The following is a 19,723-nucleotide window of genomic DNA, read 5'->3' as shown; positions in this document are numbered from 1 at the left end:
GAGGGCGCGTACCCATGGCAATCCGTTCCAAGGCGAAGGTCATCTCTCATCCGGTGATGGCGAGGCGTGCTCGCGCGAAGGAGAAGGGCGACAACGTGCGCCATCTCCACCGCGAGCCAGGTGGCGTGGACTTCCTGAGGAAGTGGTTCGAGGAGAAGGGCGTTCGCAAGGTGAAGTTGGGTGCCGTGGACATCGACGGGGTGTGGCGAGGCAAGTACATCTCGTTGGACAAGTTCTTCTCCGCGGCAAAGAGCGGGCTGGGCTTCTGTGACGTCGTTTTCGGCTGGGACCTGGGAGACGAGCTGCTCGACAACACGAAGGTGACGGGCTGGCACACGGGCTACCCGGACGCGCAGGCACGGGTGGACGTGTCCTCGGGGCGCATCATCCCCTGGGAGCCGGACACGGCGGCCTTCCTGCTGGACTTCGTGAACCCGGACGGCACGCCCTTCGGTCCCAGCCCGCGCCAGCTGCTCCAGAAGGTGGCGAAGCGCGCGAGGGATCTGGGCTTCCTGCCGAAGTTCGGCGCCGAGTACGAGTTCTTCATCTTCAAGGAGACGCCGCACTCGCTGAGGGAGAAGGGGTTCCACGACCTCACGCCGCTGACGCCGGGGATGTTCGGCTACTCATGGCTGCGCACGTCGTTGAACTCGTCGCTGGTGCACGCGCTGATCGACGGGTGCAACGCCTTCGGGGTGGACATCGAGGGCTTCCACACGGAGACGGGCCCGGGTGTGTTCGAGGCGGCCATCCGCTACGACGAGCTGGAGAAGGCCGCGGACAAGGCGGTGCTCTTCAAGACGGTGGTGAAGGAGATCTGCGCGCGCCACGGGCTGACGGCGTGCTTCATGGCGAAGGTGAACGCGAAGCTGCCGGGGTGCTCGGGGCACGTGCACCAGTCGCTGTGGGACCTCAAGGGCGACGAGAACCTCTTCCATGACTCGTCCGCGAAGGACGGCATGAGCCAGACGATGCGGCACTACATCGGCGGCTTGGTGGAGCTGATGCCGGAGCTGACGGCGCTCTACTGGCCCACGGTGAACAGCTACAAGCGGAGCGTCGAGAACACGTGGGCGCCCACCACGGCGACGTGGGGCCGGGAGAACCGCACCACGGCCATCCGCGTCATCGGCGACAGCCCCAAGTCCACGCGCCTGGAGTACCGGCAACTGGCCGCCGACATGAACGCGTACATCGGCATGGCCACGAGCCTGGCGGCGGGCCTGTGGGGCATCCAGAACGAAGTGGAGCCTCCGGCCCTGTGCTCGGGCAATGGCTACGAAGTCAACGCCCAGCCGCTGCCGCGCAACCTGAAGGATGCGGTGGCGCTGCTCGAGCGCTCCGATCGCGCCAGGGAGCTGCTTGGGGAGGACTTCGTGGACCACTACGTCCGGACGCGCCAGTGGGAGGTTCGCCAGTACGAGCGCGCTGTCACGAACTGGGAGCTCGAACGCTACATGGAACTCATTTGATCCACTCGCTACACGGAAGGACCGGGTCCCGTTACGATGCATCCGTTCGATATGCCGACTGAAGCGCGCGTCACCGAGATGTCCTGGCCCACGAAGATCGTCTTCGGCGTGGGCGCACTGAAGCGTCTGCCCGCGCAGGTCGCGCGGCTGAAGATGAAGCGCCCGCTGGTGGTGACCGACGCCGGCGTGGTGAAGGTGGGGCTGGCCCAGCGCGTGTTCGACGTGCTGAAGGAGGCCGGGGTGGACTACGCGGTGTTCGACCGCGTGGAGCCGAACCCCACCGAGAAGGACGTTTTCGCGGGGCTGGAGGCCTATCGGAGCGCTGGGTGCGACGGCATCGTGGCGCTCGGAGGCGGCAGTCCGCTGGACGCGGCCAAGCTGATCCAGTTGCTCACCACCCACGAGCCGCCGCTGTCCCGCTATGACGACGCCAAGGGCGGTGACCAGTACGTGCGGGATGATGTGCCGCCGCTGATCGCGATTCCGACCACGGCGGGCACGGGCTCGGAGGTGAGCCGCTCGGGCGTGGCGACGCTGGCGGACACGGGGCGCAAGACGGTCATCTTCAGTCCGTTCCTGATGCCCAAGGCGGCCATCTGCGATCCGGAGTTGACGCTGGGGCTGCCTCCGGGCGTGACGGCGGCCACGGGCATGGATGCCTTCACCCACTGTCTGGAGGCGTACCTGTCCAACGGGTTCCATCCGCTGGCGGACTCCGTGGCCATCGATGGCATCATCCGCGTGGGGCGCTCGCTGGTGACGGCGGTGAAGGAGGGCAGCAACGTCTCGGCGCGCGCGGACATGATGGTGGCCGCGATGGAGGGCGCCATGGCCTTCCAGAAGGGCCTGGGGGCCTGCCACGCTCTGGCGCACGCGCTGACGCCCATCTCCAACGTCCATCATGGCCTGGCGAATGCGATCGTCCTGCCGGTGGTGATGGAGTTCAACCGCCCGATGACGACGGCGCGGCTGGCTCGAGTGGCGGTGGCGCTGGGCGAGTTCGCCAACATGCGCGAGGACGTGCTCGCGGGCCATGCCATCGAGCGGGTGCGCAAGCTGAACGCGGCCATCGGCATCCCCGCGAGGCTGCGGGATGCGGGGGTTCAGGAGAAGGACCTGCCCCGCATCGCCGCCAAGGCCTTCGAGGATGCCTCGCACCTGAGCAACCCGCGCAAGTGCACGGAGGAAGATCTGCTCATGATGGCGCGCGAGGCGTTCTAGACGGAGAGCCCACGCGCACCAGCATGCGGCCGAGGTTCTCTCCTCGGAACACGCCCGCGAACGCGGAGGGAGCGGACTCCAGCCCCTCCGCCACGTGCTCCCGGTACTTCACCTTGCCTTCGCTCACCCAGCGCGACAACGCCGCGCGAGCCTCCCGGAAACGATCGGCGTAGTCGAACACCACGAAGCCTTCCATGCGCAGGCGGTGGGTGATGAAGCGGGGCGTGTGCTTCAGGCCGTGCCGCTGCTCGGGAGGCACGCCGTACTCCGTGATCAGCCCGGACAGCACCACGCGCCCTCGCAGCGCCATGTTCAGGAGCGCCGCGTCCAGCATCGCGCCTCCCACGTTGTCCAGGTACACGCCCACGCCCTCGGGGCACGTGCGCTGGATGGCCGCGGTGAGATCCTTCTCCGCCCGGTAGTCGAGGACCTCGTCGAAGCCCAGCTCCCGCACCCAGGCGCACTTGGCCGGGCCTCCCGCGATCCCCACCACGCGCGCTCCCTGCAGCTTCGCGATCTGCCCGGCGACGGAACCCACTGCCCCCGCGGCCGAGGACACGAGCACCGTCTCTCCCGCGCGCGGCTTTCCCAGCTCCAAAATGCTGAAGTACGAAGTCAGCCCCGGGATGCCGAACACGCCGAGCTCGGCGGACAGCGGCTCCGGGCCCGGTTCCACCTTGCGGAGCCCCTTCGGGCCCACGACCGCCACCTCGCACCAACCCCAGCTGCCCACCACGAGGTCTCCCGGGGAAAACTGCTCGTGGCGCGAGTCCACCACCTCGCCCACCACGGCGCTCGCCATCACGTCCCCGAGTGCCATGGGCGGTACATACGAGGCCTCTCCGCCGAGCCTCGCGAGCGCGCCGGGATCCACCGAGGCATACAGCGTGCGCACTCGCAGTTGGCCGTCTCCGGGGGCAGGGATGTCGATCGTCTCGGTGCGAAAGTCCTCGGGCGACGGGTGCCCGTGGATGTAGCGGGCCAGGACCACCTGGCGGCTCTTGAGAGTGCTGTCGGACATGGCTTCCTCCAGGCCGCACCATCGGACCATCGAGCCGTGCTGGCAATGACTTCCGGTGACCCCTCACCACGAGTGGCAGAAATCGCTTTTCAAAATGAGTCTTTGAATGGACGCTTTCTCCTTCCCAGGAGGAAATGGATTTGAGCCATCAACTTTCAAGGACGCTCCGCGCGGCGTGCGTGGGTTTTGTCTTCGTCGCTTGCGGTTCCACCGAACTGCTCTCAGCGGCCGATGACACGCTGTCGTTGGCAAGCGAGAGGGACGGCACGGACATCCAGCAGGCGCTCAGTGCCATGAGCGGAGTCTCTGTCCTCTCCACCCAGCGCGATGGGACACCGGACTTCATCAAGGGACATCTGGGCACGGCCTCGGCCTCGGCACGGGGCCTGGCCGCTGCGGATGTGAAGGCGACCGTGAAAGCGGCGCTGGCAAGCATTGCTCCGGTCTACCGCCTCCACACGGAGGATCTGGTGTTCCAGCGCATGACGGTGGATGAGCAGGGGCACCAGCACCTGCGCTTCAGCCAGCTGAAGAACGGGTTCCCCGTCATCGGCGGTGAGCTCCTCCTCCACGTGGACCCAGACGGAGTCGTCTACGCCGCCAACGGCTCCGCGCGCGACTCGCTCCAGCCGAGCCTCCCGCTTGTCCAGCCGCGAATCTCGGCGGAGGCCGCGGCCCGGGGGGCCCTCGAAGCGACGAGCGCGTCGAACCGGGAGGCCAGGGCCGAGCGCCTGGTGTACGTGCGCGACGTCAGCGACCAGCTCGTCCTGGCGCACGAGGTGCGTGTGCAGGGCCTGCTGGCGGATGACACCCCGGTGGATGACCGGGTGTACGTGAATGCCAATACCAGCGCGGTGGAGTTGAGGGCTCCGCGGATCTTCAACGCGAAGAACCGCAAGGTGTACAGCGGCAACAACAGGACCACCCTTCCCGGCACGCTCAGGCGCTCGGAAGGAGGGGCGGCTACTGGCGATACCAACGTGGATGGCACTTATGACGTGTTGGGCACTGTCTACGAGTGCTTCAAGGCCGTCTTCGGCATCGACTCGTACAACAACGCGGGCGCGGTGCTGATCAGTACGACCCACTACAGCACCAACTACGTCAACGCTTACTGGAATGGCACCCAGATGGTTTGCGGAGATGGCGATGGTGCGAACTCCTCCGCGCTCTGCAAGGATCTGGATGTGGTGGCGCACGAGCTGTACCACGCGGTGACGGAATCGACGTCCAACCTCACCTACGCGGGTGAGTCCGGCGGCCTCAATGAGAGCTTCTCGGACGCCGCGGCCGCCATCTGCGAGAGCTGGACCCGGGGCTTCGTGCTGCCAGACCCGGATATCTGGAAGATCGGCGAGGATGTCTGGACTCCCGCAACCCCAGGGGATGCGCTGCGCTACATGGACGATCCAGTCAGGGACGGCATATCGCTCGACTACTACCCGAACTACAACGGGAACACGGACGTGCACTACAGCTCGGGGATCTCCAACCTGGCCTTCGCGCTGCTGGCCAAGGGCGGCACGCACCCGCGCGGCAAGACGAGCGTGGTGGTGCCCGGCATCGGTGTCGAGAAGGCTGCGCACATCTGGCACTGGGCCAACGCCAACATCTTCACGGCCTCGACGAACTTCGCGCAGGCGAAGACGTACACGGAGCAGTCGGCACTGCAGCTCTACGGCCAGACCGAGGCCAATGCCGTGAGCGCTGCGTGGCAGGCCGTGGGCGTGGGTGTGGTTTCCCCTCCGCCGCCCACCCAACCGCTGACCAATGGCGTGGCCACGGCTCCATATGGCGGCGCCGTGGGCTCGATGACGTGCTGGACGCTCGATGTTCCTGCGGGCAAGAGCTCCTTGGTGTTCAACCAGGTGGGGGGGACTGGCAACACAGGCGATGCGGACCTGTATGTCCGGCTCGGCGCGGCGCCAACGACCACTACCTACAACTGCCGTCCCTATCTGAGCGGCAACTCCGAGACGTGTACTCTCAGCAACCCGGCCGCCGGCACCTGGTACGCGTGCTCGCGCGGCTATAGCGCCTTCACCAACGTCACGATGAAGGGCACCTACTGAGCCACGGCTCGAGGGCCTCCGCGGATCAGTTCATCGCCGCGGAGGGCCCTGCCTTTCGGGCTCGGTCCGCGCCCACTGGTATGGCGGTCATACCAGTGCGGTCCATCGCCGCCACCGAGCGCCCCTGTTCGAAGGCAATTCATACGCCTGGTGAGATTCGAGCTCTCCCTGGAAGGGGAGCCCGTAGCCGCATAGGGTGAAGGCATGGAGAGCCGACCCCTTCTGGTCTTCACTGACGGCGCCTGCTCAGGCAACCCCGGTCCGGGAGGCTGGGGCGTCATCATCGTCTCCCCCGAAGGAGATGTGACGGAGCTTGGAGGCTTCGAGCCGGAGACCACCAACAACCGGATGGAGATGACCGCCGTGGGCAAGGTGCTTCGTCACCTGGAGCAGACGCCCGGCCCGCTGCACATCTACACGGACTCCACCTATGTGATTCAGGGCATCACCCGCTGGGCCTTCGGCTGGAGCCGTCGCGGATGGAAGACCGCCGACGGCAAGGAGGTGGCCAATACCGCGTACTGGAAACGGCTGATGGCGCTGATGGCCCAGCGCAAACAGACCTTCTCCGCCGAGGCCGCCGCCGTGGAGTGGCACTATGTCCGAGGGCACGCAGGTGTTCCGGGCAACGAGCGGGTGGATGTCATCGCCGTCGACTTCTCCAAGGGCCGGTCCGTGAAGCTCTATGCCGGCTCCCTGCAAGGGTACGGCGTGGCGGTGCTTGAGCTTCCCGAGGACACGTCGCTTCCCGAGGAGAAGTCCGAGAAGCGCGAGGGTTCGGGCAAGGCGTATTCCTACTTGAGCCAGGTGGGCCAGTCCGTGAAGCGCCATGCTTCCTGGGCTGCGTGCGAGCGCAGAGTGAAGGGCGTATCCGGGGCCCGCTTCAAGAAGACGCGGAGTGCCCAGGAGGAAGCGAAGGTTCTGGAGGACTGGGGCGTCATGGCCCAGGACGTTCAGTCAGAAGACTGACACTCATGCTCGTGCCAAGGAGAACACGTTGCCGCGACTGTCGATGAAGCTCACCTGCTTGTTCCTGTTCACCGCGCTCGCGGCTGGTTGCCACCGGGCCGTGGCGCCGTCCGAGGCGGTGCTTCCGCACGCGTCTTTCACGATCGAGTCGGCGGTGCTCAAGGAGACCCGGCGCATCAACGTCTACACTCCGCCGGGCTACGACGCGGCGCCGGACACGCGCTATCCGGTCCTCTACATGCCCGATGGCGGCGAGCAGGAGGATTTCCCGCACGTCTCCGCCACCGTCGACACCGCCATCCGGGCTGGCGAGATGCGGCCGATGATCGTGGTCGGCATCGAGAACACCGAGCGGCGCCGCGACGTCACCGGCCCGACCGAGGTGGACGAGGATCGCAAGATTGCTCCGCGTGTCGGAGGCTCGGCGGCCTTCCGCGACTTCATCCGCAATGAGTTGATGCCGGAGGTGCGGCGCCGGTACCGGGTGACGGACGAGACCGCGATCATCGGCGAGTCGCTCGCCGGGCTGTTCATCGTCGAGACCTTCTTCCTGCAGCCCGAGATGTTCGACACCTATATCGCCCTCAGCCCCAGCCTCTGGTGGAACAACGAGGAGCTGGTCCGCAAGGCTGATGAGCGGCTCAAGGCCCAGTCGGAGCTGCGCAAGACGCTGTTCCTGTCGTCCGCCGATGAGGACAACATCGTCTCCGCCGCCGCGCGCCTGGCGGAAGTGCTTGGCAAGGACGCACCAGCCGGGCTGCACTGGCAGTACGTGCCCAGGCCGGACCTGCGCCACGACAACATCTACCGCGCGTCCTCACCGCAGGTGCTGCGCCAGTGTTTCGCTCCAGGCTCCGAGGCCCGCGGACCGTAGGAACCGGCCACGCGAGTGGCCGAGCGATGCCTGTGCATGACCGAATGCTTCAGGCAGATGAAGAAATATTTCACGGACTCACTCTGGAGGCCCTCGGGGGTTTGATGACGTCACCCCTTTGTTTTTCGAGGACCTCCATGTCGCTCAGATTCGCAGCGCTCCTGCTGCCCCTCTCCCTCGTCGCCTGTTCTCACTCCTCGCCCCAGGAAGCTCCGCCGAGCGCGGAGGCAGGGCCGGCGCTCAAGGACTTTCCTTCCTCCGTGGCGCTGCTGGTCCAGCACCGTGAGGAACTGTCCCTGAGCCCAGAGCAGGTGACGCAGCTCGATGAGATCGAGGGCCGTCTCCAGGAGAAGAACGCACCGCTGCGCAAGAAGCTGGAGGAGTCTCGGCCTCCCCGAGGGCAGGGGGGGCCTCCAGGTGGAGGCCGTGGGAGCAGCGGTGGAGAGGGGGAGGGCGGAATGGGAGGACCCATGGGTGGTGGCGGAATGGGAGGGCCCATGGGGGGCGGCGGAATGGGCGGAATGGGCGGAGGCCGTCGCGGAGGGATGGGGGGCGGTCACATGGGCGGTGGCGGCAGAGGAGGCCGCGGTGGCGGACCCGACAGGGAAGCCATGCAGGAGCACTTCGCTCAAATGAAGGCCACGCTCGATGAGATGGAGGCGAACGACAACAGCGCCTATGAGGAGGCGGAGAAGGTGCTGACGGAGCAGCAGAAGCCTCGCGCCCGCGAGCTCGTCTCGCAGCAGCGGGAAGAGATGCTCAAGCGCCGCGAGGCGGCTCGGCGACGGCGCGGCGCCGAGTGACGGCGCCCCCGCTGTGGCGAGCGCCCCGTGTCGTCTCCTGCCTGCGGGTCTACTTCTCGTAATTCAAGTAAAACTGGCAATCCCGATGGGCGCGGCTGCTCCATTCAGGAGGCGCGCTGCTCGATGAGCTCCACCCGGTAGCCGTCCGGGTCCTCGACGAAAGCGATGACGGTGGTGCCGTGCTTCATGGGGCCGGGCTCGCGGACGATCTTCCCTCCGGCCTGACGGATGGACTCGCACGTGGCGTGGATGTCCTGAACGCCCAGCGCGACATGGCCATAGGCGCTGCCGAGTTCGTACTTCGAGGTGCCCCAGTTGTAGGTGAGCTCCAGCGCCGGGTGGGTCTCTTCGGGGCCGTAGCCCACGAAGGCCAGGGTGAACTTCCCGTCCGGATAGTCCTTGCGGCGCAGCAGCTTCATTCCGAGCACGCGGGTGTAGAAGTCAAGGGAGCGCTCCAGGTCTCCCACGCGCAGCATGGTATGCAGGATTCTCATCAGGTCTTCCAGTTGATCTCAGGCTGAAGTCGGGTTGAGGTTGAGGGACATGAGCCCCTCCCCCCGCCTGAACGTGCTGTGTCTCGCCAGCTTCTTCAAGGGCAATCGCTTCTTCCAGCGACTCCATGAAGAGGGCTGCTACGTCATCCTCATCACCTCGGAGCGCTTCAAGGATGAGGACTGGGCCCGCCAGTACATCCACGAGTTCCACTCCGTCCCCTCGTTCGAGGACCGCGCGGCGCTCATCAATGGTGTGGCGTGGTTGTTCCGGGAACGGCGCATCGACCGGATCGTCGCCCTGGATGACTTCGACGTGGAGGTCGGCGCCGCCCTGCGCGAGCACTTCCGCCTGCCCGGCATGGGCGACACGGCCGCACGCTTCTTCCGGGACAAGCTCGCCATGCGCGTGAAGGCGCGCGAGCTGGGCATCAACGTCCCGCGTTTCACACCCGTGTTCCATTACCCGGACGTGGCGAAGTTCCTGGAGGAGGTGCCCGCTCCGTGGCTCATCAAGCCGCGCTCCGAGGCCTCCGCTGTCGGCATCAAGAAGCTCCAGTCCGCCGACGAGGCCTGGGCCACCATTCACGGGCTGGGCGACCGCCAGTCGTTCCACGTCCTGGAGCAGATGATCCCCGGCGACCTCTACCACGTGGACTCGATCACGCAGGACGGTGAGATCGCGTTCGTGGAGGTAGGGCGCTACGGCCGGCCCCTGCTGGAGGTCGCTCACGAGGGCGGCATCTATGTGACGCGGACGATGCGACGTGACTCCAAGGAAGCCGCTGAGCTCATCAAGGCCAACGCTGCGGTGCTCAAGGGCTTCGGTTTGCGCCGAGGCGCCTCGCACACCGAGTTCATCATCGGCCGCGATGACGGCAAGCCCTACTTCATCGAGACCTCTGCTCGCGTGGGGGGGGCGAACATCTCCGAGACGGTCGAGGCCGCTACCGGCGTCAATCTCTGGAGCGAGTGGGCCAAGCTCGAAATCGAAGGCGAGGGTTTCGCCTACAAGGCTCCGAGGTCTCGCGAGGAGTTCGGTGGCGTCATCATCTCGCTCGCCCGAGATGAGTACCCGGATACCTCCTCGTTCTCGGACCCGGAGATCGTCGACCGCCTCAAGAAGAAGAACCACATCGGGTTCGTCGTGCGCTCGCCGAAGCAGGAGCGGGTCGAGGAGCTGCTCAAGAACTACCTGGAGCGCATCTCGCGCGAGTTCCACGCCTCGCTCCCCGCGCCGGCCAAGTCGACCTCTTGACGGGCTCAGCGCGAGGCGGAGGTGCCCGGATGCGGTGGATGCTGCCGTGCCTGCTCGTCTCCAGTGCTCTCTGCGGGTGCTCCTCTTCCTCGACGTCGAGGGGAGGGGAGCCCGCGGCCCAGGAGGCCGCATCCGGAGCCTGTCCGCTCGAGAAGATCCGCGTCACCCAGGCCACGGGGTGCCTCAGCGATGGCTCGCTCGAGTTCTGCGTGCCGAAGGAGGATGTGCAACTGGCAGCCCGGCTCCGAGCGCTGGTGCCGACCCTGCGCACGGGGGAATCACGGGGACGCGCGGGCTGTGACCCTTCGAGGGAGACGCTCTACTTCTTCGATACTGGATCGAACGGCAGTTGCGTCGATGACACGAAGGCCATGACCGATGCGGCCTGGGAGAAGGTCTGCCGGATCGCGGCGGAACCCGCGATCCAGCAGATTGTTCCCACTTGGTACGAGTGAGCCGGTGCACCGGCTCCCGTGCCGCTCTGCTCAGCCGCGCTGACGGACTTCGAGCGCCTCGACCAGGGCTGCGATGGGCGACGCGGTGGGCTTGCCCGCTTGCCAGTCGGCGGGCGTCACCACCACTCCCGAGATGTCCAGGTGGACGAACGGCAGCTTCGAGGACCGCAGCCCGGACGTGACATCGATGAAGGCAAACGGGCCCTGGTGCCCGCGCGGCGTGTCCACGCTCGCGAGCCGGTTGCTCGACAGCACATCCTCGGTCGGAGCCTTGGGCGCCACGAAGAGGTAGTCCTCGCGCCGGGGCACGGTGGACTCCAGCGGCTCGCCCAGCAGCTCTCCGGCCTCGCTCAGCGTCCGGATGAAGCCCTGCGCTCGCGCCGCCCCGTTCTCGATGGCTCCCACGTAGGGCCCAAAGGCCCGGTAGACGTGCCCGGTCAGTGTCGCCACCGAGACGAGCACCGAGGTCGCCGGATCCGCGCCCTCCTTGAGCGCCGCGAGCAGATCCGCCAGCACCAGGCGTCCCTCCGCGTCCGTGTTCCCAATGCGCACGCGCACGCCCGCGCGAGACGTGATGATCTCATCCGAGACGAACGACTCCTCTCCGATGCTGTTGCGCACCATGCCCAGCTGCGCGATGACCCGGAGCCCCGGGATCTTCAGCTCGGCGAGCGCCCGGATGAGCCCCGCCACCGTCGCGGCGCCCCCCTTGTCGCGAGACATGCCCGCCATGCCGCCGTTCGTCTTCAGGTCCGCGCCGCCCATGTCATAGGTGACGCCCTTGCCGGCGAAGAGCACCGTGCGAGTGACAGGCCCCTCCGGGACCAACTCCAGCGTCACCACGCAAGGCCTGTGGTGCTCCACCACCATCGACGCCCGAGCCACCGCCGCCAGCAGCGGATAGCCGGACACGTCCTTCTGCACCGAGACCTTCACGCCCGTACCCCCGAAGGCCTCCTCGCAGTACGCGGCGAAGCGCAGCGGGGTGAGCCGCTCGGGGCCTCCCGTCACCAGATCCCGGCAGAGCGCCCGTCCCGTCTCCAGCGCGGAGGCTCGGGCCGCCGCCTGGCTCGACAGGTTCAACACCGAGAGCTTGCGCAGTTGCGTGGGGGGCGCCTTGCGCGAGGGAGACTCCCGAGCCTCCAGCGGCTCCCACGCGGTGGCCGCGGACGACAGGGCACAGACCTCCAGGGTGCGAGCGAAGCGCTGCTCCTTCGGCACCCCCACGGCGAGTAGGGGATGGGACGCACCCGCTTGTACTGCCCGTGCAATGGCGGCGGCGCTCGCCTCCGAGAGTACCCGGCAGTCGTCCGTGTCGTAGGTGATGGGAGCGGTCGGCGAGACGATGATCCGGCCTCCCGGTGCGGAAGGCGCGGCCACCAGCGTGGGCCCGGGACTTCCCTCCGCCAGCGCCCGATCCACGCTGAGCGCTGCTTCCACCGCGCGCTTCCACTCCTGCGGCAGCCCCAGCGTCTCCAGTGATGCCTTCAAGGGCGCGGGGGCCACCACCACCAGCGCGTCCGTGTCCTTCGCAGCCGCGGAGATGTCCGCGACGCCCTCGATGCTGAATTTCGTGTTCACGCGTGGCACCATCCCACAGGTCCTTTCGGGAACTGGCCTGGAAAACCACTGGGCAGCACCGGAACCCGACCGGTATCTTCCGCGACCCCTCATGTCCGACACTTCGTCCAAGTCCGACACCCCGTCCAAGCCCTCTGGCAGCGTCGTCTACGGAGAGCGCCCCCTCCTCGAGCAGGAGCCCCACACCGTCTGGCCCCAGGGAGAGCCCGCCCTGATCGAGATCCTCCCGATCGCCAGCCGGCTCGCGGTCAACCCGCACTACCAGGGTCGAGGCGTCACCGCTGCGTTCCTGGACTCGGGCTTCTTCGCCCACTCGGATCTCATGCAGCCGCGCTGCCGCATCCGCCGCTACTACGATCTGGTGAACGACAAGGAGGGCCTGGACCTCATCAGCAAGCCGGACAACTCCATGTGGCACGGGATGATGACGTCCACCGTGGCCGCCGGGAACGGATTCCTCTCCGAGGGGAAGTTCAAGTCCCTGGCCCCCGAGATGGACCTCGTCCTCGTCAAGGTGGGGCACCTGTCCCGCGTGAAGCACGACGACATCGCCCGAGGCATCCGCTGGGTCATCGCGCACAAGGAAGAGCTCGGCATCCGCGTGCTCAACATCTCCGCCGGCGGTGACTACGAGGCGAGCTACCTGGTGGATCCCATCTGCCAGGCCGCCGAGGATGCCGTCCGCGCTGGCATCACCGTCGTCTGCGCCGTGGGCAACGCCGCGCACGGCAACAACCGCGTCATCTCTCCCGCCAGCACCCCTGCGGTCATCACGGTGGGGGGGCTGGATGATCGCGGCGACCCGCGCCAGGGCCGCATGGGCACCTACTGGTCCTGCTTCGGTCCCACGATCGATGGGCTGCAGAAGCCGGAGGTCATGGCCCCGGCCATCTGGGTCGTCGCCCCCATCCTCCCGGACACTCCCACCGCCCAGGAGGCGGAGCTGCTCACCCTGCTGGATACGACACCGGACGCCGAGCTCAGCAAAGTCGTGGGCCAGCACCCGGGCGTCATCCGTGAACTCGACGCGGTGAAGAACGACGAGCCCTACCTCATCCGACAGCTGATCGGCTCCAAGCTGCGAGATCAGAAAGTCGTTTCAGGGGCTTACAAGCACGTGGACGGCACCTCCTTCGCCGCTCCCATCGTCACCAGCATCGTCGCGCAGATGCTCGAGGCCAATCCACGTCTGCCACCGTGGGAGGTCAAACGAATCCTCATTGCGACGGCGAGACGTCTCCCGAGCGTGGCGGTGGAGCGGCAGGGGTGGGGTGTGGTGCAGCCGGCCGCGGCCATCTCCGAGGCCGAACGGCGCAGGTAGGGAGGGTTTGAGGCCTCCCCCCCTTTTCACTGCGGAGTGAAAACAGGTAGGACGGGAGTCACATGACTCCTGCAGGCCGTTCCCGGACCCTCCGTATTGGCCTGATCGACATGAACAACGGGGTGCCCAACCAGGCCATCCGCTCGTTCCGGTCGATCATCGCCGCCTTCGCCGAGCGCGCTCGAGCCCGTAACCCGGGGCTCACCGTCACCACCGCGCACGTGCAGCCGCGCAACCTCGGAGAGGCCCCGCCCCCGGATTGCGATCTCTACCTGAGCACCGGGGGCCCTGACGCGCCGGTGGACGGCTTCAAGGAGAGCTGGGCGCCCAAGCTCCGCACCTTCTTCGACAAGATCGTCGACGGGCAGTTGCAGCACGGCAGCTCCGCGGCCTCGCTCTTCGCCGTCTGCTACTCGTTCGAGATCGCCGTGATGCACTTCGGCCTCGCGGCGATGATCCCGCGCGAGCGCAAGTTCGGCATCATGCCCGTCTACCCGACAGAGGAGGGCCTGGCCTCTCCCATGTTCGCCCCGTTCGGAGACCGGCTCTTCGTCTGGGAGCACCGCAGCTGGCAGGCGGTGGATGTGGACGAGAAGCGGCTGAAGGAGCTGGGCGGAACGCTCCTGGCTCGCGAGAGCCGTGATGGGCACAGCAAGGGCCGAGGGCTGATGGCCTTCCGCTTCTCCTCGGGTGTCGAGGGCACCATCTTCCACCCCGAGGCGGACCGGCCCGGGGTGCTCAACTGGCTCGAGCGCCCGGAGCAGGCCAAGGCCGTCATCGAGACCTACGGCGAACTCATCTACCGCCGCATGTGCAAGACCATCGACGATCCGACGCGGCTGGCACGCACCTATGCGCTGCTGCTGCCGGGGTGGATGGCTCGGAGCTTCAACGCGCTGGCACTGGATCGTGACTGGGCGCCGGTGGACATGCCGACATACGACGCGGCCGTGGGCCTGGATGCCTTCGGACGTCCTACGGAAACCGCGGTTTCAGCGGAGAGCAATACGTGAACAAGAAGATTGGAATCATTGCAGGGATGGAGTGGGACCATTTCCCGATGGCGCTCATCGAGCGCATCAACAAGGTCCCCGGCTTCGAAGCGGAGCTGGCGAAGATCGACGCCACCCCGGAGAACTTCACCGCGAAGTATGACGTGCTCGTCGACCGTATCAGCCACGAGGTGCCGTTCTACCGGTTCCACCTCAAGGCGGCGATGCTGGCCGGCACCTACGTCATCAACGATCCGTTCTGGTTCTCGGCGGATGACAAGTTCTTCGGCTTCTCGCTGGCCGCGCGCATCGGCGTCACCGTTCCCCGGACGGTGATGCTCCCGCAGCGCGAGTACATCCCCGCCATCGATCCGCAGCGTTCGCTGAACAACCTCGTCTACCCGCTCGACTGGCAGGCCATCGCCCGGTACGTGGGCTTCCCGGCCATCTGCAAGCCAGCGGACGGCGGTGGCTGGCGCAACGTCAACCGCGTCAACAACATGGACGAGCTGATGCGCGTCTACAATGACTCGGGCCAGCTGGTGCTGACGATGCAGCAGTTCATCGAGTTCGATGACTACGTGCGCTGCCTGGTCATCGGCCGCGAGCACGTGCGGATGATCCGCTACGACGTGAAGACTCGCAGCTACCTGCCGGACAAGAACTTCCTGCCCGCCGCGCTCGAGGCCCGCATCATCGACAACGCGCGCGAGCTGAACCGGGCGCTGGGCTACGACATGAACTCGGTGGAGTTTGCGATCAAGGACGGCGTTCCGTACGCGATCGACTTCACCAACCCGGCGCCGGACATGTATCCGCACCACATCCTCCCGGACAACTACGAGTGGTGCCTGGAGAAGATGTCCGAGCTGTGTATCAGCGCCGCGCGTGAGGGCCGCAAGAACGACACGAACCACGCGTGGCAGCGCTACCTGGAGAAGAAGGCACCCCGACAGGCGGCCACTCCGGCCAGCCCCCGGGCCACTGCTGCTGCTGCGATTCCTGCCGTCGCGAAGGCGAGGTAACGAACATGGGCGCGCCATCTCCGCTGGATGGGCAGTTCACGCTGGGTGTCGAGGAAGAGTTCCAGATCGTCGACGGGCAGACGCACGAGCTGCGCTCGTACATCTCCAAGATGATGGATGACGGCAAGACGGTGCTCCGCGAGCGGGTTCGCGCGGAGATGCACCAGTCCGTCGTCGAGGTCGGCACGGGTATCTGCAAGAGCATCCACGAGGTCCGCAACGAGCTCACCGAGATGCGGATCGAGCTGGACCGGCTGGCGCGGAAGGGTGGGATGAACATCGTCGCCGCGGGCACGCACCCGTTCAGCGACTGGAAGAACCAGGAGATCACCCCCAACCCGCGCTACCACGTCATCGTGGAGGACCTGCAGGACATCGCGCGCGGCAACCTGATCTTCGGGCTCCATGTCCACGTGGGCATCAAGGACCGCGAGACGGCCATCGCCCTGGCCAACCAGATCCGGTACTTCCTGCCGCACCTGCTGGCGCTCTCCACCTCGTCGCCGTTCTGGCTGGGGCGCGCCACGGGCCAGCAGTCGCAGCGCACGCTCATCTTCAAGCGCTTCCCGCGCACCGGCATCCCGCCCACGTTCGAGAGCTACTCCCAGTTCATGGAGTATGTGGACCTGCTCATCCGGACCAACTGCATCGACAACGGGAAGAAGATCTGGTGGGACGTGCGCGTCCACCACGTCTTCGACACGGTGGAGATCCGCATCTGCGACATGCCCACCAACCTGCACCAGGAGATCGCGATCGTCTCGCTGATCCAGGCGCTGGTGGCCAAGCTGTACCTGCTGCTGCGGCGCAACATGTCCTGGCGCCACTACATGTCGCCGCTCGTCGAGGAGAACAAGTGGCGGGCCAGCCGCTACGGCATCCGCGGCAAGCTCATCGACTTCGGCCAGCAGAAGGAGCGCCCGTACACGGAGTTGCTCGAGGAGATGATCGAGTTCGTCTCCGAGGCTTCGGACATCCTGGGCACCTCGCACGAGGTCGCCAACGTGCGCAAGATCGTCACGGAAGGCACCTCCGCGGAGCGGCAGCTGGAGGTCTACAAGAACAGCAACAACGACACGCGCGCCGTCACCCGCTGGCTCATCGAAGAGACGATGCGCGGTGTGAGCTCCTCGTCCTCGTCCGCCAGCCAGACCGGCTGACGGCGCAGGACTCGAACGGCGAGGCCTCGCCTGAAAAGGCGGCCCGGAGGGGACCTCCTTCGCGCTCGTGGCTGGGGGCTACTCCGCCCTCGGCCAGAGGGCCACGGAGGAGCCCACCCAGTCGAGCCCCTTGTTGAAGTCGACCCCGAGCATCTTTCCCCGGGACAGCCGGGCGAGGTTCATCAAGGGCTCGGGCAGGCGCTGACCCTGGTCCCGCAGGCAGAGCACGCGGATCTCCGCGGCCACACCCTGGCCATCGGGCGTCCACATCTCGCGCGCGTAGGTGATCTTCCGCTGGAGGATCCAACCCTCACGCTGCTCTGAGGGGACCTTCGCGATGTCCTCGGGCGTCGGATCCACCTTCACACCCGCGCCTGCGTACGAGAACAGCGGCTTGAGCACGTAGTTTTCGAGGTCCGCTGGCACTTCCTTCAACTGCGCCAGGGGTGTGGCCTTGGGGACCGCCGGGTGGTCGAGCAGCGGCAGCGAGAACTTCGACCACATCCAATACCAGTTGGGATGCGGGAACCAGCTCACGTCCAGGTCATCCGTGAACTTGAACGCCATGGGCGGCTTCTTCTGCTGGAGCTCGTCGAAGACCACCCGGTTGTAGATGCGCTTGATGCGGATGCGGCGGCCGTCCTTCACGCGGAAGAGCTGCCGGCCCTCGCGCTGGACGTCCGTCACGCAGACGGCATCCACGCCCGTCATCAGCTGCGTCGCGATGAAGTCCGGGAGCGTCTTCTGCCGCTGTGGTTCGATCTCCAGCAGGATCACCTCTTCCGGAGAGTGGCCGGCCAGCAGCGCACGGCGGAAGAAGGCCTGGGCGCTGTCGTAGTCGTAGCCGGGGGCGAAGCAGTGGAAGCCCTTCGCGGCATCCGGCATCTGCATCATCTCGTTGAAGATGCGCGCCTGGATCATGGTGAAGGCGAACAGCGACGGGAAGGCCTGCAACTCCACCACGCGCCCGTCCAGCTCACCGTCAGCGCCTCGGACGACGGCGAAGTCCACCGTCATCACGTCCGGCGCCGCGTCCTGGTTCGGTACGTCGAACTCGGGGGGGACAGCTCGGCGCGCGCGCGCGATGCGATCCGGCTCCGCCAGTTGGGCGATGATCTCTCGCGTGTATTGGAAGATGCGGTCGCGGACCGCGAGAGGAATGAAGAGCGGTGACTCCGCGAGGCGATACGGAACCGGACCCACTACGGACTGCAGCCGATTGCGGTACTGCTCGTAGAACTCAGGGGAGAACCGCTGGTTGAAGACGCGTCGAAAGTCGGATTGCATATTTGCGGCGAAGGTAACACGCGGCCGCTTGCGCTCATGCTGCTGCCCGATTCCGAGGTCGCCTCCCTGCCTGCCGCTCCTTGCTGGGAACCGTTCCCTGGCAGGGCTGAAGTGCCCGACTTGACTCAGGAAATTGCCCCTGGGGTCGCGGTGGGGCGGCTCGTTTGAGGTCGAAGCAGGGCCGTGTCAGTCGTGGGCCAGGTAGCGCACGGGGCTCGAGCCGAAGAGCGTGGCGGGTGACTGCTGCTGGCCTCGCGGCTCGTGCGCGCTGGCCAGGCGGGGCTTGCCGTCGGGACCTGGCGGCCCCGGTTCCACCACGGCGAGCTTCGGGCCGGCGGAGGTCTTCGCCATGGCGATGATGGGCAGGCCTCGTGCCGCCGCATCGAGCAGGGCAGGGCCTGCCACCTCGCGCCAGCCTTGCGAGAGCGCGGTCTGGTGCAGCCACTTCCAGATCTCCGCGAGCGTGCCAGGTCGGAAGGAGCTCGGGCCCGTGGGGAAGGCCGTGCCCAGCGTGGTGTGCAGCGCGTTCATCACGTCGAAGACGAAGAGGTGTCCCGCCTCGCCCAACTCCTGGGTTCGTTGTGCGTAGCGGGGGTTGGTCGCCACGGCGAACTGGTGGATGACGTTCTGGGTTTGTTGGGGCGTGCGCTCGCCGGGATGGCTCTCGATGGGGGCCAGGACGAGCTTCGCAGGGGGTGTGGAGGCGCCCACGGCGGAGGTTCCGGGCTGAGCGGGGGCGAAGGGGGAGCGCTTCGAGCGAGAACTGGGTCTGCGCGGGAGCGCGTTCTTGAGGCCCTGCCCGGACTGATCGAGCAGCTTGTGGAGCTTGTTGGCTCTCAGCATCACCGAGGTGGATTGGCCTGGTCGGCGGGGCGCATCCGCCTCAGGGATCTTGGCCTTCTGGGGGACAGGAGCTTCGGGAGTGGCAGTCTGCGGGCTCGGGGGAGCAGGCGGGCTGGGGCGGAAGACCTCGATCATGGGAGCGACAGCGGCTCGTGGCTCGGCAGCCGGGGGGCCGGGCTTCGTCGCGGGCTGTGGCTGCGGAACCGTGGAGCGGCTGCCGGTGGTCTCCCGGTTCTCGGCGGCGGGGGGCTTCTGGCTGACTGCGACTCCTGTCACGGGAGCAGCGCGAGGTGCGGCACGCTGGGGAGCTTCGGGAAGTGGGCCCGGTTTCTCCGCGCGCGAGGGCTGAGCCACCGGGCGAGAAGCCGTGAGTTGCGGAGAGCGGGGAGTTGGCTCGGCGGGCCGTTCCGCCATGGGCGCAGCGACCGGGCCCGGGCTCTCCACGGAGGAGGAGGGGAGTGGCACCGCCTTCATCGGGATGGTCGGAGCCGTAGAGCCCCTGTCCGCACCCGGCACGGGGATGGGCTTCATGGGGACAGTCGGAGCCGTGGAGCTCCTGTCTGCCTCGGGCACACGGACCGGCCGCATCGGCACGGTGGGCGCACTGGAGCTCTTCTCCGTCCCCGGGATGGGGATGGGCTTCATAGGGACGGTTGGGGCCGTGGACTCCCGATCCTCGGCTCGACCTGGGGGAGCCGGGCGGGAGCCGGGAGGCTTTCCTCGGGGGGGCGAGTTGTCCTGTCCCATGAAACGACACCTCGGGAACCACAGTGGGGGCTTCGCCCGCCATCGTATCGCGAGCGTCGCATCAGGTCAGGAGCCGGCCTTTCGAGCGACCAGTTGGAGCCGCTCATTCGCGTTTGGCAAGGCCGCCGACA

Annotated in this window: 17 protein-coding genes; 12 read left to right on the top strand and 5 right to left on the bottom strand. The window is 66.9% G+C overall.

Features of this window, described 5'->3' with window-relative positions; all coding sequences use genetic code 11:
• The first annotated feature begins 14 nt into the window (after positions 1-14).
• A complete protein-coding gene (locus KY501_RS22420) occupies positions 15-1,472 on the top strand; it encodes a glutamine synthetase family protein (protein WP_224365276.1) in 1,458 nt (485 codons plus the stop codon).
• A 36-nt stretch (positions 1,473-1,508) separates the two neighbouring features.
• Positions 1,509-2,693, top strand: coding sequence for an iron-containing alcohol dehydrogenase (locus KY501_RS22415; protein WP_224365275.1), 1,185 nt, complete (start codon positions 1,509-1,511; stop codon positions 2,691-2,693).
• On the opposite strand, the gene KY501_RS22410 is transcribed toward KY501_RS22415, so the two are convergent.
• Positions 2,668-3,714: an NADP-dependent oxidoreductase gene (locus tag KY501_RS22410; RefSeq protein WP_224365274.1), complete on the bottom strand. Its 1,047-nt coding sequence runs from the start codon at positions 3,712-3,714 to the stop codon at positions 2,668-2,670. The two genes, KY501_RS22415 and KY501_RS22410, sit on opposite strands and share 26 nt — an antisense overlap.
• Before the next feature lie 140 nt (positions 3,715-3,854).
• On the opposite strand from KY501_RS22410, the gene KY501_RS22405 reads away from it, so the two are divergent.
• The 4 genes from KY501_RS22405 (at position 3,855) to KY501_RS22390 (ending at position 8,432) form a co-directional block, all read left to right on the top strand.
• The gene (locus KY501_RS22405) at positions 3,855-5,786 is read left to right on the top strand and encodes a M4 family metallopeptidase (protein WP_224365273.1); all 1,932 of its coding nucleotides are present in this window, start codon (positions 3,855-3,857) and stop codon (positions 5,784-5,786) included.
• Positions 5,787-5,990: 204 nt separating this feature from the next.
• Entirely contained in the window at positions 5,991-6,755 is a 765-nt protein-coding gene (locus KY501_RS22400; protein ID WP_224365272.1) for an RNase H family protein, read from the top strand.
• A gap of 28 nt (positions 6,756-6,783) precedes the next feature.
• Positions 6,784-7,629, top strand: a complete 846-nt coding sequence (locus KY501_RS22395; protein ID WP_373691633.1) for an alpha/beta hydrolase — start codon at positions 6,784-6,786, stop codon at positions 7,627-7,629.
• Between the two features lie 137 nt (positions 7,630-7,766).
• Positions 7,767-8,432, top strand: coding sequence for a hypothetical protein (locus KY501_RS22390; RefSeq protein ID WP_224365271.1), 666 nt, complete (start codon positions 7,767-7,769; stop codon positions 8,430-8,432).
• Between the two features lie 104 nt (positions 8,433-8,536).
• On the opposite strand, the gene gloA is transcribed toward KY501_RS22390, so the two are convergent.
• On the bottom strand, positions 8,537-8,926 hold the full coding sequence (gloA, locus tag KY501_RS22385; RefSeq protein WP_224365270.1) for a lactoylglutathione lyase: 390 nt from the start codon (positions 8,924-8,926) through the stop codon (positions 8,537-8,539).
• A gap of 49 nt (positions 8,927-8,975) precedes the next feature.
• Between gloA and KY501_RS22380 the strand changes: the two genes are divergently transcribed.
• Together KY501_RS22380 and KY501_RS22375 are read left to right on the top strand one after the other, a co-directional pair.
• Positions 8,976-10,181, top strand: coding sequence for an ATP-grasp domain-containing protein (locus KY501_RS22380; protein WP_224365269.1), 1,206 nt, complete (start codon positions 8,976-8,978; stop codon positions 10,179-10,181).
• Positions 10,182-10,210: 29 nt separating this feature from the next.
• A complete protein-coding gene (locus KY501_RS22375; protein ID WP_224365268.1) occupies positions 10,211-10,636 on the top strand; it encodes a hypothetical protein in 426 nt (141 codons plus the stop codon).
• A 30-nt stretch (positions 10,637-10,666) separates the two neighbouring features.
• Here KY501_RS22375 and KY501_RS22370 read toward each other — a convergent pair whose 3' ends face one another.
• Positions 10,667-12,217 carry a M17 family metallopeptidase gene (locus KY501_RS22370; RefSeq protein ID WP_224365267.1) on the bottom strand — a complete coding sequence of 517 codons (1,551 nt, stop codon included), beginning with the start codon at positions 12,215-12,217 and terminating at the stop codon, positions 10,667-10,669.
• 91 nt (positions 12,218-12,308) lie between these two features.
• Here KY501_RS22370 and KY501_RS22365 point away from each other — a divergent pair, with 91 nt between their 5' ends.
• From KY501_RS22365 to KY501_RS22350, 4 genes are all read left to right on the top strand, one after another.
• Positions 12,309-13,538, top strand: coding sequence for a S8 family serine peptidase (locus tag KY501_RS22365; RefSeq protein WP_224365266.1), 1,230 nt, complete (start codon positions 12,309-12,311; stop codon positions 13,536-13,538).
• Between the two features lie 62 nt (positions 13,539-13,600).
• The gene (locus tag KY501_RS22360; RefSeq protein ID WP_224365265.1) at positions 13,601-14,551 is read left to right on the top strand and encodes a type 1 glutamine amidotransferase family protein; all 951 of its coding nucleotides are present in this window, start codon (positions 13,601-13,603) and stop codon (positions 14,549-14,551) included.
• Positions 14,548-15,555, top strand: coding sequence for an ATP-grasp domain-containing protein (locus tag KY501_RS22355; protein WP_224365264.1), 1,008 nt, complete (start codon positions 14,548-14,550; stop codon positions 15,553-15,555). Before KY501_RS22360 ends, KY501_RS22355 begins: the two co-directional genes overlap by 4 nt.
• Positions 15,556-15,560: 5 nt before the next feature.
• Positions 15,561-16,715 carry a carboxylate-amine ligase gene (locus tag KY501_RS22350; RefSeq protein ID WP_224365263.1) on the top strand — a complete coding sequence of 385 codons (1,155 nt, stop codon included), beginning with the start codon at positions 15,561-15,563 and terminating at the stop codon, positions 16,713-16,715.
• Between the two features lie 78 nt (positions 16,716-16,793).
• Here the strand turns inward: KY501_RS22350 and KY501_RS22345 are convergent, their stop codons facing one another.
• Positions 16,794-18,002, bottom strand: coding sequence for a hypothetical protein (locus tag KY501_RS22345; protein ID WP_224365262.1), 1,209 nt, complete (start codon positions 18,000-18,002; stop codon positions 16,794-16,796).
• A gap of 186 nt (positions 18,003-18,188) precedes the next feature.
• Positions 18,189-19,121 (bottom strand): hypothetical protein, encoded by a 933-nt coding sequence (locus KY501_RS22340; protein WP_224365261.1) that lies wholly within the window; start codon positions 19,119-19,121, stop codon positions 18,189-18,191.
• Positions 19,122-19,723: the final 602 nt, after the last annotated feature.

It is taken from the genome of Hyalangium versicolor (assembly GCF_020103695.1).
GTDB classification, from domain to species: domain Bacteria; phylum Myxococcota; class Myxococcia; order Myxococcales; family Myxococcaceae; genus Hyalangium; species Hyalangium versicolor.
The sequence above is the reverse complement of the archived record's forward strand: the minus strand, read 5'-3'. Positions and strand labels throughout refer to the sequence as shown.

What these genes read in the sequence shown, in the direction of transcription:
- KY501_RS22420 (WP_224365276.1), top strand. Translation starts at nt 15, where the DNA reads ATGGCAATCCGTTCCAAGGCGAAGGTCATCTCTCATCCGGTGATGGCG.
- KY501_RS22415 (WP_224365275.1), top strand. Translation starts at nt 1,509, where the DNA reads ATGCATCCGTTCGATATGCCGACTGAAGCGCGCGTCACCGAGATGTCC.
- KY501_RS22410 (WP_224365274.1), bottom strand. Translation starts at nt 3,714, where the DNA reads ATGTCCGACAGCACTCTCAAGAGCCGCCAGGTGGTCCTGGCCCGCTAC.
- KY501_RS22400 (WP_224365272.1), top strand. Translation starts at nt 5,991, where the DNA reads ATGGAGAGCCGACCCCTTCTGGTCTTCACTGACGGCGCCTGCTCAGGC.
- KY501_RS22390 (WP_224365271.1), top strand. Translation starts at nt 7,767, where the DNA reads ATGTCGCTCAGATTCGCAGCGCTCCTGCTGCCCCTCTCCCTCGTCGCC.
- gloA (WP_224365270.1), bottom strand. Translation starts at nt 8,926, where the DNA reads ATGAGAATCCTGCATACCATGCTGCGCGTGGGAGACCTGGAGCGCTCC.
- KY501_RS22380 (WP_224365269.1), top strand. Translation starts at nt 8,976, where the DNA reads ATGAGCCCCTCCCCCCGCCTGAACGTGCTGTGTCTCGCCAGCTTCTTC.
- KY501_RS22375 (WP_224365268.1), top strand. Translation starts at nt 10,211, where the DNA reads ATGCGGTGGATGCTGCCGTGCCTGCTCGTCTCCAGTGCTCTCTGCGGG.
- KY501_RS22365 (WP_224365266.1), top strand. Translation starts at nt 12,309, where the DNA reads ATGTCCGACACTTCGTCCAAGTCCGACACCCCGTCCAAGCCCTCTGGC.
- KY501_RS22360 (WP_224365265.1), top strand. Translation starts at nt 13,601, where the DNA reads ATGACTCCTGCAGGCCGTTCCCGGACCCTCCGTATTGGCCTGATCGAC.
- KY501_RS22350 (WP_224365263.1), top strand. Translation starts at nt 15,561, where the DNA reads ATGGGCGCGCCATCTCCGCTGGATGGGCAGTTCACGCTGGGTGTCGAG.
- KY501_RS22345 (WP_224365262.1), bottom strand. Translation starts at nt 18,002, where the DNA reads ATGCAATCCGACTTTCGACGCGTCTTCAACCAGCGGTTCTCCCCTGAG.